This window comes from Winogradskyella eckloniae (assembly GCF_013249045.1).
In the GTDB taxonomy this organism is placed as follows: domain Bacteria; phylum Bacteroidota; class Bacteroidia; order Flavobacteriales; family Flavobacteriaceae; genus Winogradskyella; species Winogradskyella eckloniae.
Genome location: NZ_JABRWP010000001.1, coordinates 198,496 through 211,400, shown reverse-complemented (window position 1 = coordinate 211,400; position 12,905 = coordinate 198,496). Strand labels below are relative to the sequence as shown.

At 30.6% G+C, this 12,905-nt stretch carries 12 protein-coding genes; 8 read left to right on the top strand and 4 right to left on the bottom strand.

The features are described from left to right. Nucleotides 1-39 precede the first annotated feature (39 nt). A complete protein-coding gene (locus HNV08_RS01020; RefSeq protein WP_173279254.1) occupies nucleotides 40-270 on the top strand; it encodes a helix-turn-helix domain-containing protein in 231 nt (76 codons plus the stop codon). A 147-nt stretch (nucleotides 271-417) separates the two neighbouring features. On the opposite strand, the gene HNV08_RS01015 is transcribed toward HNV08_RS01020, so the two are convergent. Together HNV08_RS01015 and HNV08_RS01010 are read right to left on the bottom strand one after the other, a co-directional pair. Beyond that, nucleotides 418-855: a JAB domain-containing protein gene (locus HNV08_RS01015; RefSeq protein WP_173279253.1), complete on the bottom strand. Its 438-nt coding sequence runs from the start codon at nucleotides 853-855 to the stop codon at nucleotides 418-420. A gap of 387 nt (nucleotides 856-1,242) precedes the next feature. Next, a complete protein-coding gene (locus HNV08_RS01010) occupies nucleotides 1,243-1,638 on the bottom strand; it encodes a hypothetical protein (RefSeq protein WP_173279252.1) in 396 nt (131 codons plus the stop codon). Between the two features lie 280 nt (nucleotides 1,639-1,918). On the opposite strand from HNV08_RS01010, the gene HNV08_RS01005 reads away from it, so the two are divergent. From HNV08_RS01005 to HNV08_RS00975, 7 genes are all read left to right on the top strand, one after another. Continuing rightward, the gene (locus HNV08_RS01005) at nucleotides 1,919-2,212 is read left to right on the top strand and encodes a helix-turn-helix domain-containing protein (RefSeq protein ID WP_173279251.1); all 294 of its coding nucleotides are present in this window, start codon (nucleotides 1,919-1,921) and stop codon (nucleotides 2,210-2,212) included. A gap of 4 nt (nucleotides 2,213-2,216) precedes the next feature. Continuing rightward, entirely contained in the window at nucleotides 2,217-3,797 is a 1,581-nt protein-coding gene (locus tag HNV08_RS01000) for a site-specific DNA-methyltransferase (protein WP_173279250.1), read from the top strand. Between the two features lie 123 nt (nucleotides 3,798-3,920). Beyond that, nucleotides 3,921-4,985, top strand: a complete 1,065-nt coding sequence (locus HNV08_RS00995; RefSeq protein WP_173279249.1) for a Fic family protein — start codon at nucleotides 3,921-3,923, stop codon at nucleotides 4,983-4,985. Nucleotides 4,986-5,002: 17 nt separating this feature from the next. Next, a complete protein-coding gene (locus tag HNV08_RS00990) occupies nucleotides 5,003-7,693 on the top strand; it encodes a DEAD/DEAH box helicase (RefSeq protein ID WP_173279248.1) in 2,691 nt (896 codons plus the stop codon). Between the two features lie 18 nt (nucleotides 7,694-7,711). Next, nucleotides 7,712-9,100, top strand: coding sequence for a DUF262 domain-containing protein (locus HNV08_RS00985; RefSeq protein ID WP_173279247.1), 1,389 nt, complete (start codon nucleotides 7,712-7,714; stop codon nucleotides 9,098-9,100). Beyond that, nucleotides 9,097-10,221 carry an AAA family ATPase gene (locus HNV08_RS00980; protein WP_173279246.1) on the top strand — a complete coding sequence of 375 codons (1,125 nt, stop codon included), beginning with the start codon at nucleotides 9,097-9,099 and terminating at the stop codon, nucleotides 10,219-10,221. Before HNV08_RS00985 ends, HNV08_RS00980 begins: the two co-directional genes overlap by 4 nt. Nucleotide 10,222: 1 nt before the next feature. Beyond that, the gene (locus HNV08_RS00975; protein ID WP_173279245.1) at nucleotides 10,223-10,975 is read left to right on the top strand and encodes a hypothetical protein; all 753 of its coding nucleotides are present in this window, start codon (nucleotides 10,223-10,225) and stop codon (nucleotides 10,973-10,975) included. Between the two features lie 29 nt (nucleotides 10,976-11,004). On the opposite strand, the gene HNV08_RS00970 is transcribed toward HNV08_RS00975, so the two are convergent. Continuing rightward, complete coding sequence (locus tag HNV08_RS00970) at nucleotides 11,005-12,039, bottom strand: DUF3871 family protein (RefSeq protein ID WP_173279244.1); 1,035 nt, start codon at nucleotides 12,037-12,039, stop codon at nucleotides 11,005-11,007. Further along, complete coding sequence (locus HNV08_RS00965; protein ID WP_173279243.1) at nucleotides 12,011-12,874, bottom strand: AAA family ATPase; 864 nt, start codon at nucleotides 12,872-12,874, stop codon at nucleotides 12,011-12,013. Before HNV08_RS00965 ends, HNV08_RS00970 begins: the two co-directional genes overlap by 29 nt. Nucleotides 12,875-12,905: the final 31 nt, after the last annotated feature.

Below are 12,905 nucleotides of genomic sequence, written 5' to 3'. Positions count from 1 at the left end.
AATTATCATTTTTGACAACTAGATAATAAGTGTTTTAAAATGGATGATAAAGACCAACTTCAAGTAGCAATTGGAAAGCGAGTTAAAATGTTAAGAGAAGAGCAAGGTATTGCTCAACAAGACCTTGCTGCAAAATGTAATATTGAAAAATCTAACTTTAGTCGCTTAGAAGCTGGTGGAACCAACCCTACTTTATACACTTTAAAAAGGATTGCTGATAATTTAGGTATCACTTTATGTGATATTGTAAACCTAGAGGATGAAAAGTAAGATTTAGCTATTAATACTAATCTAGAGGTCTTTCAAACTGCAAATTCCCTCCTAAAAAGACTACTTAAACACTATTTCACACATAAACAAAAGACAAAAAGTCCCACTTTTTCCAATTCACTATATATAGAAATGGAAAAAAGAGGACTATTTTATCAATCCATTATCATTAAAACTATAAAAGTCATCTTTAGTTACTATCAAGTGGTCTAACAGTACTATATCTAAATACTGACCTGCCTGTTTTAGCTTTTGAGTGAGATTTTTATCAGCTTCACTTGGGGTTAAATTTCCACTTGGGTGATTGTGGGCAATAATAATGTTTGAAGCATTACATTTAAGCGCAACACTAAACACTAATTTAGCATCTACCACAGTAGCAGAAACACCTCCTTTAGAAAGCGGATAAACACCTAAAATCTGGTTACTCCTATTCATCATTAATATCTTAAACTCCTCTTGTAATTCTATAGTAGAATCACTCCAACAAGCTCTTATAATATCATAAGACTGCTTACTATTACTTATTTTTAGTCTATCACTCCTGCTATTTGAGTATGAGACACTTATTTCTGAAATTTTCATATTTTAAAATTTAGTTTCCTAGGAAAATAATTATCAATTTACTTGCATTTTAATTTTGGAACATATACCTTTGCCAAAGAAGTTTCTTTCTGAAACACTTCAGAACAATTCTTCGCAAAAAGTATATAAATATGGTTGAGGGGAAGAGCTTTGAAAGTTTCTTTCTTTTGGTACTTTTCTTTCTTTGTAGAGAATTAAAACCTATTAATAGTATCTTATTCTTACCTTCAAGATTAATAATATATCCTTATAGTAATAGTGTAAACTAGCTACAGCTAGACTATCTTTAATTTATGAAGGTATGAGCAAACAAGTATAATAAAGTAAGGGTATTCTAAAACTCAAAAAACAAAGCCCAATCTATTTACATAGATTAGGCTTATATTTTTACTCTGCATGCTCAAGAATTCCATTCTGTGAAAACACATCAGAGTTTGCAATAACATTCTGCTCATACTTAACAGCAGTTTGTTTTGGCTTAACAGCATCTTCTGTTACATACACCCATCTATGAGATAATGTTATTTCTTCACCTGTTTCCTTTACAACATATTCAAAAGGCTCACAGTCCTCTTTAATGATGCTTCCTGGCATTTCTGTGCCAATCAAACCTGTACAAGTCTGTTCATCAAATGTGCTTGGGATAAAAGCACGCTTTGCAGTAGCGTAGAAGTTACCTGTAGACTTGCTTAATACCATTTCAATTCCTCCTTGCAGTTCCAAAACAAAGAATGAAGAGCCATCCTCTTTTTGTCTCTCTTTGTAGTTTACGATTCTAACCATTGTTCTAAAATTTTTGAGTTGTAGTACACCACACAGAAAATCAACCCTCCATAGAATATAAATTACAGCTATCAACTTGAATTTAATTATCCTGCTAGAAAATTATCTTTACTATATAAAGTGGTGGGGGAATCTCTATCCCCAGAAATGGGTGGGGGTTTTGCACAAGGTATCTCAAGCTCACATAAAGCATCCAAAAAATTATTTTTCAAAAATTTTTTATATCAATAATTCTAGTTAGATTTAGACAATATTTGACAAGAACTAATTTGACTACCAAATGATACTCTCAGAATTACTAAAATCTAAAAGGGAAACTAAAAACCTATTACTGCGAGAAGTAGCTTCTATGATAGACACAGATACTGCTTTAATAAGTAAAATTGAAAAAGGAGATAGAAAGCCTACTAGAGAGCAAATAGATAAATTAGCTATTGCACTAGATATTGAACATAGTAAACTTTTAAAGTTATGGCTTAGCGAGAAAGTATATGAAGATGTAAAAGGAGAAGATGTTGCCATAGATGCCATTAAAATAGCCTTAAAAAGAATTAAAACAGAAGAAAAGAACTAACTGTATGCCAACATTAAACTGGATAGGAAAAGAAAAAGTAATAAACCATCATCAAGATGTACCCTATAAAACATTAGAACCCCAATATACTTTTACTAATGGTAAAGTGAGTAAAGAAGCTACCTCACAAAATAAAATTATACATGGTGACAACCTAGAAGCATTAAAAAGTTTATTGCCAGAATATGAAGGTAAGATAAAATGTATCTATATAGACCCACCATACAATACAGGAAATGAAGGTTGGGTGTATAATGATAATGTAAGTGACCCAAAGTTAAAAAAGTGGCTAGGGCAAGTTGTAGGTAAAGAAAGTGAAGATTTATCTAGGCATGACAAATGGTTATGTATGATGTACCCAAGACTTAAATTATTACATAAGTTATTGGCTGATGATGGGGCTATTTTTATTTCTATTGATGATAATGAACAAGCTAACTTAAAACTGATTTGTGATGAAATTTTTGGTATTGGGAACTTTGTAACAGACTTAATTTGGAGGTCTGCTGATTCATCAAATAATGATGCAAAACAATTTTCAGTAGATTTTAATCACACTCTAATTTACTCAAAGAAACCTGATTGGAATCCATTTAAATTAGAAAGAACAGTAGATAACAATTCTCATTACAAAAACCCAGATAATGACCCTAGAGGTCCTTGGTTTTCAGGAAACATTTCTTCTCCCAACCCTAGAATAAACCTTACTTATGATATAGTTAGTCCCAAAGGCAATGTAATCAAACCTCCAAAGAATGGATGGAGATGGAACAAAGAAAGAGTTGAAGAAATGATTTCCAATAAGGTTGTAGTTTTTTCAAATGATGAAACAAGAATTATTAAAAAAACTTTTCTAAAAGACCAATCAGGAATTGTTCCATCCAACATTTGGTGGGACATAAAAGATACTGGACACAATAGAAATGCTAAATATGAATTAATAAAATTATTTTCAGAGTTAAAAACTTCAGATATTTTTAAAACCCCAAAACCCACAAAGTTTCTTGAGAAGGTTTTAAAAATTTCTATATCTCAAAATGATTTAGTTTTAGATTCCTTTGCAGGTTCAGGAACTACTGCTCACGCAGTACTAAACCTAAACAAACAGGATGGTGGTAACAGAAAATTTATTTTAGTAGAAATGGAAGACTATGCAAATACCATTACAGCTGAAAGAGTAAAACGAGTTATTAATGGTTATGGAGAAGATAAAAAAGCTATTGAAGGTACAGAGGGAGATTTTACATACTATGAGTTAGGAGAACCTTTGTTTTTAGATAATGGTTTTTTAAATGAAGATATTGCCTTAGATAAAATACTAGAGTATGTTTGGTATAGTGAAGCTAAAGCTCCTTTTATAAAACCTAAAGAAGATTATCTATTAGGTACTAAAAATGATACTGCTTATTATTTCTATTACCAAAAAGACAGTATCACTACTTTAAATGAAAGTTTCTTAAGGTCTATTAAAACCAAAGCTAGTCAATACATTGTTTATGCAGATAATTGTTTGCTAGACCAAAGCATTATGGATAAGTATAACATCGTATTTAAAAAGATACCAAGAGATATAACTAGATTTTAAACACATAATTTAAAAAAAGGTTGTGCACGTCCTTTAACACATGCACAAAAATATGTATTTTGTTGTGCGTGTTCAGGTGTTATTAACAATTTAACACCTAATATTGTGCATAAGCCTAAAAAGATGACAGAAATAACCATAAACCCACTACCACCAATAGTAAATTGTGAATCAGTTGCAATTTTAAAAGCTTTAACTAAAGCTAGTAGAGCTCTTGGCGAATTAAAAGGAGAAGTTAAAAAGATACCAAACTCTCAAATACTTATAGATACACTATCTCTACAAGAAGCTAAAGACAGTAATGAAGTAGAAAACATAGTAACCACAGATGATGAATTATATCAAGCTGCTGTGGACGAAGAAGTCACTTCAATTGCTGCTAAAGAGGCTAAAAATTATGCTGATGCTTTAAAACTAGGTTACAATGTTATTAAAGAAAAAGGTCTTTTAACCACCAATGATATTATTAAGATACAAAAAAAAATAGCTCCTAACCATCCTGTAAGGAAAGTTCCAGGAACGGTTTTAAAGAATCCTAGAACAGATGAAGTTGTGTTTACACCACCTCAAAATTATAATGAAATAAAGTCTTTATTAGAGAATTTAGAAGTTTATATCAATAGTCCAGAATTTCATGACATAGATAGCTTAATAAAAATGCCAATTATACACTACCAGTTTGAAAGTATTCACCCTTTTTATGATGGCAATGGAAGAACTGGAAGAATTATTAATATGTTGTATTTGGTACAGCAAAAACTACTAGACATTCCTGTTCTGTATTTAAGTAGCTATATTATTAGAAACAAGAATGATTATTATAGGTTATTGCAAGAAGTAAGAACAAAAGACTCTTGGGAAGAATGGATAATATGGATGCTAAAAGGTGTGGAAATAACTGCGCTTGAAACTATTAAAGTAGTCAACAAAATAAAAATATTAATGGACGATTATAAAAAGGAAATTAGGTCGGAGTTTAGTTTTTATAGCCATGACTTAATCAACATTTTATTTAAGCACCCTTACACGAAAATTGATTTTCTTCAAAGAGAGCTAGGAGTTCATAGAAACACAGCCAGCAGTTACTTAAATGCATTGACAGAACATGGCTTATTGAATAAAGTTAAAATTGGTAAAAGCAACTACTATATCAATCAAAAACTATTTACCACACTAACCAAAAGATAAATTACGCATATAATCTTATGGAATTAAAACCATATCAACATAGAGTCATTAAGGATTTAGAGCATTTTTTGTCTTACACACAAAAGGAGGCTACACCTGCAAAAGCATTTAACCAATATTGGGAAGATAAGTTGGGTATGCCTTACACGCCACAATTAGATGGTTCTTTTACAGGCATGAAACCTTATAAAGATAATGTGCCAAATGCGCTACACATCGCTATAAAAGTACCTACTGCTGGTGGTAAAACTTTTATTGCCTGTAATGCTATACATACTATAAACAAACACTTTTATCAAGGTAATGCAAAAGCAGTTGTTTGGTTAGTCCCTTGGTCTAATTTATTACAACAAACAGTAAAAAACCTTTCAGACTCTAACCACCCCTATAGAGAAAAACTAAATAGTTTATTTGGTAACAGAGTTGAAGTGTATGAAAAAGACCAACTATTACAAGGTGCAAATTTTAATCCTACTTCTGTAACAGAACAGCTCAATATTTTTGTTTTCAATTTTAGTAGTTTACGTATAAATTCGAGAAAGAAAGATGATAGAAAAGTGTTTCAAGAAAATGGTGCTTTAGAGTCTTTTAGAAACACTATTGTAGATAAAGACCTTGTGTTACCAGACACAGATGAAACTGCTTTAATTAATGTTATAAGAAGCCTCAACCCTATTGTAATTGTAGATGAAAGCCATAATGCTGAAAGTGATTTAAGTGTTGAAATGCTGAACAATCTGAACCCTTCTTTAGTTTTGGATTTAACTGCTACACCAAAAGAAAACAGTAATATTATTTCTTTTGTAAATGCATTAGCCTTAAAAAAGGAAAGCATGGTAAAGCTTCCTGTTGTGGTTTATAATCATCATAAAAAAGAAGAAGTTATAACTAGTGCTTTACACCTACAAAGACAGTTAGAACTACTAGCTATTGAAGAGGAAAAGCTAACAGGAAAATACATAAGACCTATTGTACTATTCCAAGCTCAATCCAATATTAAAGGAAAAAACAATACTACTTTTCAGAAGATTAAAGAGCAGTTAATAAAAATTAAGATTCCAGAGGAGCAAATAAAAATTAAAACTAGTGGCATTGATGAGCTAAAAGGTATTGACCTTATGGCTAAGGACTGTCCTGTAAAATATATCATTACAGTAAATGCTTTAAAAGAAGGTTGGGATTGCCCAAATGCATACATATTAGCATCATTGGCAGACAAATCTTCTCCTGTGGAAGTTGAACAAATTTTAGGTAGGGTTTTAAGACAGCCTTATGTAGTAAAACATAAAGAAGCTTTATTAAACATGTCTTTTGTTTTAACAGCTTCGGCAAAGTTCAATGAAACATTAGATAGTATTGTTAAAGGTTTGCAAGAATCTGGTTTTAGCAAAGATGATTACTATGCAGAAGAAGCTCCAGAGGAAGAGTTAACTCCAAATCAAATACTTACAGATAACTTATTTTCGAATGAACCTGAACCTGATAGCTATGTTAAATCTGATGAAGATTTTGACGTGGAAGCTGTTGAGTTTAATCCAGATGAAGAAGTTACATTAGATACCATTAGTCAGCAGAACACCTTAGTATCTCATATTACAGAAAAGGCAAAAGTTGAAGGGCAAACTTTTGAGCAAAAAGTAAATGAGATTGAAATTGATGATACCACTTCTATTTTCACAGACATTATGAAAACTGCACCAAAAATCTATAAACTAGACACGCAATTTAAAGCTATTGCAACAGCTATTAAACTCCCTCAGTTCTTTAAAAAAGTAGAAGAAGAAGAAGAAGGAGAGCTTGGAGAGGTTAGTTTGTTTGAAGAATTAAATTCTGAAGACCAGTACCTAAACAAAGTTAGTTTGTTAGATGGTTTTCAGCTTTCAAACTACAGCACACAAGTAACTTTTGATGATATTTCTAAAGAAATATATGCAGTAGATTTTAATGAGCAGAAAAAGACTGCTACTGCTCAAAAAGTAAGTAAGAGAGCAAAGGACATTCTAGTTGACACCATATTATCTAAACCTAAAGTTTCACAAGTAAATCAAATAAGTATTATCATAGTTTCTAAACTTGGAGACATGACACCTATTTCACAACAAGAACTGCAAAAATATGTTAGCCGAGTTTTTGATAATCTATCTAGTGAGCAAATTAGGGATATAGTTGATAATGATTTTATTTATGTAAAAAAGATTAGGGATAAAATCAATGAACTAACTAGCACTTATGCAAAAGAGCGTTTTAAAGTGCTTATAGATAGTAATAAGATTATCGTAAAAGATAATTTTGAGTTCTCTGAAACATTAACCTTTTTAAATCCTAGTACTACCATTGGCAAATCTCTATATGATAGAGAAGCTAGCATGAACAATTATGAGCAAAAAATGATTATGGAAGTGGCTTCACTTGAAAACATAGTCTTTTGGCATAGAAACCTTGAAAGAGGTAAAGGGTTTGCTTTAAACGGGTTTAGCTCTAACCATTATCCTGATTTTATACTCTACACAAAAAAAGGAAACTCCATACTATTAGAAACCAAAGGTGATGTGTATGATAATGATGACAGCAGAAATAAAAATATTTTAGGTAAAACTTGGGCTGAAAAAGCAGGAGATAACTTTAAATACTTTATGGTATTTGAATCTAAACAGGTTGAGAATACTTATACTGCTAGAGGAGTGATTGAGGTTTTGAAAGGTTTATAGTTTTTAGAAAATGATATGATGAAAATATATATTGATATTGAAGATAAAGAGTTAGAGGTCGCTTTTATGAGTGAGATAATTAATGACAAAACAGTTAGATGGATTACTGATGGTTCTCTGACAAACGAAATAATTAAAATAGATGAATTTGAAGGTTCGTTAAATGAGGAATCTTTAACGATTTCATCAGGCATCTCAACTCCTAGAATTGTACTTTTCGAAAGAATTTTAGACTCATTCTCAAAATACAAAGAAGAGATTTCAGCAGGTTTTGAACCAACAGAAGAATCAATTTCAGATGATGAAATTCCAGAACCATATAATCCAGATGACATTAAAGTTAGAAGAGAAAATTTTTCAGTATTTGAAATAAATAGAATGATGACTGTGTCTAATGATATTGACTTAAATCCTGACTTCCAGAGAAACTTAGTTTGGGATAATACAAGGAAGTCAGCCTTGATAGAGTCTATTTTACTGGGAATTCCTATTCCTGTATTTTATTTTGCTGAAAGTAAATCTGGGAGATATAATGTAGTTGATGGATTACAAAGATTATCTACAATTAAACAATATTTAAATAATGAATTTTATTTAAAAAAACTTGAGCATTTGGGTGAAGAATGTAATGGGAAGTATTATATGGAGGATGACAAACAACCAAAATCTAAAAGAAAATTTCTTGAAAGAAAATATTCAAGACGATTAGAAAATGCTCAGTTTATTGTTAATGTGATTGAATACGCTTCACCTCAAAAAGTTAAATATGATATTTTCAAAAGATTAAACACAGGAGGGAGACCTCTTAATAAGCAAGAAGTAAGGAATTGTATAGCAAATAATGATGTTAGAAGCGTTCTTAAAAAAATGGCTAATTCAACAGAGTTCGTTACTGCCACAAATAATAGTGTTAATGACAATAGAATGGATGCTCAAGAACTAGCATTACGATTTATAGCCTTTAGAATGGAACAAGATGATAAAATAGTTTATGGAGGGAACATGAATTCTTTTTTAGACGAAACAATTGATTTAATAAACGAATTAGAAATATTAGAATTAGAAAAATATAGTCAAGAATTCCTGAATAGCATGAATATTTGTTACCACTTATTTGCTGAATATTCATTTAGAAAATGTTTATCTGAACATTTGTTACCAAATGCGAGAAAGCAATTTATTAATAAAGCAATGTTTGTGTCTTGGTGTATGATTACTTATAAACTAAATTATCAAAGTATTTCTAATAAAATTGGATTTGGAGAGTTTTCAATTTCATTAGCTAAGGAACTTGACAAAAAAGAAAAATATTATACAATATTAACTACAGGTACAAGTGACAAGCAAAACCTTATAGACTCTATGAACATTGGTAAAGATTTGTTGATTAAGAATAAGTTATTATGATAAAAAATATTGAAATTTATAATTTTAAGTCTTTAAAAGATTTTAAAATCAACCTAAAAAGATTAACTGTCTTAGCCGGCTCTAATTCTGTTGGTAAATCTTCGGTAATTCAGGCAATATTGTTATCCAAATTAACTGTAGAAAAACTACAACAATATAGTCAGTTGGATAGTGATTTTGAACTTGATAAAAAATTAAAAATCCCTCTAAATGGTAAATACAATTTAAATTTAGGAAATACTCTAGAAGTTTTAAGTAGAGATGTAAATTCTAATTTAATTACTTTCAAAATCTCAGAAGCAGGAAATAGTGCAGCTATTTTGCATTTTGATGCACGTGATAATAAGCAAGATGTTTATAACTTAGAGTTAAACAATTATAATATAAGTAGTGATTTTACTTCTTTAAAAAATGAATTTTATTACCTGAATTCTGAGCGATTAGGACCCAGATTATCTTATGATGTTGAGCAATTAGATTATGACTATGTAGGTTTTCAAGGTGAATACACAATACAAATTTTAGCACAAAGAAAAGAAACTAGTGTAGAAAATTTCAAAACAAGGGGCTTCAAAAATTTACAAGACTCAAAACTAATTAGTCAAGTAAGAGCCTGGATGGACTATATTATTCCAGGGTTTTATTTAGATATAGCTGAACTAGAAGGAAAATTAAAAAAAGCTTACACTTCATTTTCTAAAAGTAGCCCAACAAATGTTGGTTTTGGTATTTCTTATGTTTTACCTATTGTGGTAAATGGTTTAATCTCTAAAGAAAACTCACTTTTTATTGTTGAAAATCCTGAAGCTCATTTACACCCAAAAGGACAATCTAACATTGGTTACTTTTTAGGAAAACTTGTAAACTCAGGATTACAAATTTTAATCGAAACTCATAGCGAACATGTTATTAATGGTCTTAGAAGAGCTAATTTAGAATCTGATGATTTCAATCATGAAGATTTTATAATCAATTTTTTTAACGGATTTGATGACAGAAACAACTCTTTGATAAAAGAAATTATACTAGACAAAACTGGGGATTTATCAAGTTTCCCTAAAGATTTTTTTGACCAAGTTCAACAAGATATGTTAAGTATTTTTAAATTACAAAAAAAGTAAGATGGGTTATTTGCTTTCTTTGATTGAAACATTTAAATGGGAAGATACTAGCCTAGATAGAAGTGATTACATCCACAAATTAAATGAAGTAATTCTTGAGTCTAAAGAATATGACGAGTTATATAAAACAAAGAGTTTTAATGAAATTCAATTGTCGTGGGGTAATTTTATTGAGTTTGTTTTATATTATGGCTATGATAGTGATACTAGAAAAGAAAGATTCCCTTGGATGTCACAAACTCAACACACAACCTTAATTCAAATTATTATTTCCTTCAAAAACACTTTGAGTATAGAAACTACTGAATTAAATGATTTTAAAACCATTTGCAAGTCCATGAACTGTAATCATATCGGTTTTAAACAGTCAGCTGAAATAACTAATTATATTTCTTGTATGGATTCATACAAGGAATTTCACTATAATATAGTCTCTGGTTTTAATAGAGAGGAAAGAAAAGCAAACAAAAAATATTTTTTAAAATTTTTTAATGCTCAATTAAAAGTTGACCCTAATCAAATTAGACAAATAATTCACAGGAATCAATGTCCTCGTTCAATAATTAGATTAGACACTCCAACTTTAAATTCAAATGGTGAAAAACTTCATGAAGAGTTAATTCAAGTACATTTTAAAGATAAATCAGCATTAAACATAGACGGGACCTGGAAACATGGTAACTCTAATTTAAGTGATGAAATTTGTAACACTTTAATTGATTGGGGATTCATGTTACCTGAGAATTTGACTTAAAAAAACCCTGCAATTATGCAGGGTTCTACTCAACTCAAAAACCAATGATGTTTAGAATCACCATTGATAGCATTAGCCAAGCCTTGAGTAAAATCAAAGGCATTGACGTTTCTTAATAGAAAAGAGTCTATGTAAGAGCTTTTATTAGCTCCTGTAAAAAGATTATATACATTCCAAAGGTTAATATCTCCATTCTCGTTTCTACAAAAGCTATCATCCAAATAATAGTCCTTAGCCACTGTAGAAATCTGTCCATCATTAAGCATTAATTCTGGAATTAGAGTTTTTTCCTCTTTAGGTAAAAAGTTATATAATCTTGCTCTACCTATAAGCTGAGCAAATTGTTTTTCACTAATACTCTGTTGAGATAACTGCTTCATTTCCTGCAAATGAGTTTGTGCATTATACCCATCTATTAAGTCCATGATTTTAGACTGTAATTCAGAATAGTTACCTACTCGCATTTCATCTTGATAGCCATCTGTAGAAATACATAAATTACAACACACCATATTTTGAAAACCTATGAAGAACTTAAATTTCTCATAAGTTTTTCTGTTATAGAGGTTTTCTTGGTTGTAAGCTCTTACACCTCCAACTGTTAATGATACATCATGACCATTTATGTTTTCTGTAATTGATGGAATTCTAATGATAAATGCCATTCTTTCAAAATACTGCGTTTTCTCATGCTCTAAAAGCTCTTTTACTGGCTTGTAAATGGCATCAGCTGTCCTACCTTTAATTTGATGAGAAACTCTAACCTCTGGCACTTCAATTGTATGATGAGAAAACACTTTACCAACACAGTCTTGAGCTATCTCAATAAACTCTTGATGTGCTAATGTCTTTTCATTATCCTTGCTGAAGACTGGTATGATACAATCATGCTTTAAAGTAGAAAGGCTAACCTCTTTTGTGTTAGCCTCAATAAATGGGTTATGTTTATATACTTTATTTTCTGAAGGTATTTGCAAAGGATGAACAATTTCCGGCTTACCTTCAGGAATATTAATTATTCCATTACGTTGCTTGTTAAGCTCTGTTACTGATACTATTTCCATTTTGACTAAAATTTTGTGGTTTAACTAATTTTTCTAATAAATCTTTTTTAGCTTGATACAAAGCTTTTAATGGTAGCTGAAAACTTGGATATTCTTTATACAGTTCCATTAACTGACTAACAGACAAACACTCTTCTATTCTCTGTTTTACATCTTCCTCTTTTACAGGTGAAGTACACCATTCTAAAATGCGTTTTCCTGTAGAAGTATCTATCATAAATTCTGGTCTACCTGAAAACAGATTGGTTCTGTCTTTACTCGCTACTGCAAAGTGCTTAATGTCTATATCAAATACTATAGTAAATTCATAAGACACATCATCTCTTTGTACCGCTTTAAGTCCAACTTTTTCAGGAACATATTTCCCATCTTTTTGTTGTAGCACATAATCTTGTTTAGTTCTCATTGTAGCAATAACATGAGCATCACATTGTAAAATCTTATTGATAAATGCTTTCTGCCTTGGTGTTACTTTATTCCAATTAGCAAATGAATTTCCTGGTAGTTTAGAATGGAAATCTAAAAGTTCATCCCACACTTGAGATATAGAATCTAAAATTATCACTTCCATTCCTGCCTTTTCACAAACTGTTATCGCTTCTATAAATTTCTCTGGTGTATAAGGTGGTTGTAATGGTAATACATTGTAGTTACCTAGATGAGCATAAAGGTCTGCGGAACCATTCTCTGTATCTATTACAGCTACTTTTTCTAATTGTTCATTAGTTAGTCCTTTAGCCAATAAAAGAGAGCTTAAACTCTTGCCTGAACCTGATGAACCTTGCAGAGCCATTTTAATTTTTGCTTGTTGCCTTTCTGATTTTCTTAATTGCATAATTTATGTTTTTGAAGGTTAATATTAATTT

Coding starts and splice junctions, on each gene's coding strand:
- HNV08_RS00975 (WP_173279245.1), top strand. CDS start 10,223: ATGGGTTATTTGCTTTCTTTGATTGAAACATTTAAATGGGAAGATACT.
- HNV08_RS00970 (WP_173279244.1), bottom strand. CDS start 12,039: ATGGAAATAGTATCAGTAACAGAGCTTAACAAGCAACGTAATGGAATA.
- HNV08_RS01020 (WP_173279254.1), top strand. CDS start 40: ATGGATGATAAAGACCAACTTCAAGTAGCAATTGGAAAGCGAGTTAAA.
- HNV08_RS01000 (WP_173279250.1), top strand. CDS start 2,217: ATGCCAACATTAAACTGGATAGGAAAAGAAAAAGTAATAAACCATCAT.
- HNV08_RS00980 (WP_173279246.1), top strand. CDS start 9,097: ATGATAAAAAATATTGAAATTTATAATTTTAAGTCTTTAAAAGATTTT.
- HNV08_RS01010 (WP_173279252.1), bottom strand. CDS start 1,638: ATGGTTAGAATCGTAAACTACAAAGAGAGACAAAAAGAGGATGGCTCT.
- HNV08_RS01005 (WP_173279251.1), top strand. CDS start 1,919: ATGATACTCTCAGAATTACTAAAATCTAAAAGGGAAACTAAAAACCTA.
- HNV08_RS00985 (WP_173279247.1), top strand. CDS start 7,712: ATGAAAATATATATTGATATTGAAGATAAAGAGTTAGAGGTCGCTTTT.
- HNV08_RS01015 (WP_173279253.1), bottom strand. CDS start 855: ATGAAAATTTCAGAAATAAGTGTCTCATACTCAAATAGCAGGAGTGAT.
- HNV08_RS00965 (WP_173279243.1), bottom strand. CDS start 12,874: ATGCAATTAAGAAAATCAGAAAGGCAACAAGCAAAAATTAAAATGGCT.
- HNV08_RS00990 (WP_173279248.1), top strand. CDS start 5,003: ATGGAATTAAAACCATATCAACATAGAGTCATTAAGGATTTAGAGCAT.
- HNV08_RS00995 (WP_173279249.1), top strand. CDS start 3,921: ATGACAGAAATAACCATAAACCCACTACCACCAATAGTAAATTGTGAA.